General features: G+C 69.8%; 2 protein-coding genes. Both read left to right on the plus strand.

Annotated elements, in window-relative coordinates:
- Window positions 1-38: 38 nt before the first annotated feature.
- Complete coding sequence (locus tag G6026_RS02105) at window positions 39-191, plus strand: hypothetical protein (RefSeq protein ID WP_182612124.1); 153 nt, start codon at window positions 39-41, stop codon at window positions 189-191.
- Complete coding sequence (locus G6026_RS02110) at window positions 188-934, plus strand: site-specific DNA-methyltransferase (RefSeq protein WP_182612125.1); 747 nt, start codon at window positions 188-190, stop codon at window positions 932-934. Before G6026_RS02105 ends, G6026_RS02110 begins: the two co-directional genes overlap by 4 nt.
- Window positions 935-1340: the final 406 nt, after the last annotated feature.

The raw sequence follows: 1340 nt of genomic DNA on the forward strand, positions 1-1340 counted from the left end.
GACGACCCGGACGCCGACCCTGACGGCGAAGGCTTCTGATGGCCGGGGAGGTGCTCGCCGCGATGCAGGACGCCGACCGTCTGGCGTGGCGGCCCTCCCGCGAGCAGGCCCGTCAGGAAGAGCAGCTGGCCGCGCGGCGCCGTGAGCGCGCCGCGCGGGCCCGCCGCCTCGCGAAAGGCAACCCCCGATGACCATCTACTTCCAGGACGAGCACGTCACCCTGCACCTCGGAGACTGGCGTGAGCTCATCGCCCCGGACTTCACCGCCGACCTGATCGTGACTGATCCGCCGTACGGTGAGACGTCGCTGACGTGGGACCGTTGGCCCGACGGGTGGCCTGCCCTCGCAGCACGGCACGCCCGGTCGATGTGGTGCTTTGGGTCGATGCGCATGTTCCTCAACAGGCGCGACGAGTTCACCGACTGGAAGCTCTCGCAGGACATCGTGTGGGAGAAGAACAACGGGCCCGGGTTCGCTACGGATAGGTTCCGCCGCGTCCACGAGTTTGCCACCCACTGGTATCAGGGCGACTGGTCCACGGTCTGTCACGAGACGCCACGTGAAGCTCGCCAAGGGCCAGAGAAGCGCTTTCGGCGGTCAGCACTGGACGTTCAGACGTACGGGTCACGTGGGGAGCATTTCCACCAGACCGACGGGACGCAGATCGCCCGCTCGATCAGATATGCCCCCGTGGTTCGCGAGGCCAACATCAATGAGACCGAGAAGCCTGTCAGCCTCCTCGAGCCGCTCATCGCCTACGGGTGCCCGGGGGGTGGGACGGTGCTGGACCTGTTCGCCGGGTCCGGGTCCACATTGGTCGCGGCCCGCAACCTTGGGCGCGAGGCGATCGGCTACGAGATCCGCGAAGGGCAGGCTGAGCTGACGGCGCAGCGACTCTCACAGGGCGTGCTGGACCTAGGGGGTGTGTCGTGATCGCCGCTCAGGCCCGTCTCGCGCTACCCACCCCGGATCCGCGGTGCGGTTCGAAGGCCGGATACACAGCGCACTGGCGGCGCGGGGAGAACGCCTGCGAGTCGTGCCGGGTCGCGAACGCCGAAGCGGTGCGCACCCACCGCGTGCGGAGTCGAGTCCCGAAACCCCCAACGCCACATGATTCGTGCGGCACCCGCTCGGGCGCAGCTCGGCACTCAGGCCGCGGTGAAGCCCTGTGCGAGGCGTGCGCAGCAGCCCGGGCGCGGGCCAAGCGTGACGCGCACCCAGTGGCGAAGGCCCGGCCCCCGCTCCCACCTCGGGCAGCGTTCGACGGTGCCGCCTGCCACCCGTGGACTGGCAGCCACGACGCCCGCCGCCCGTACGAGACCGACCCGGAGTGGCGGGA

It is taken from the genome of Dietzia sp. DQ11-38-2, assembly GCF_014145055.1.
GTDB lineage: Bacteria > Actinomycetota > Actinomycetes > Mycobacteriales > Mycobacteriaceae > Dietzia.

Excerpts from the sequence above, each read along its gene's own strand:
- G6026_RS02105 (WP_182612124.1), top strand. The coding sequence starts at position 39 with ATGGCCGGGGAGGTGCTCGCCGCGATGCAGGACGCCGACCGTCTGGCG.
- G6026_RS02110 (WP_182612125.1), top strand. The coding sequence starts at position 188 with ATGACCATCTACTTCCAGGACGAGCACGTCACCCTGCACCTCGGAGAC.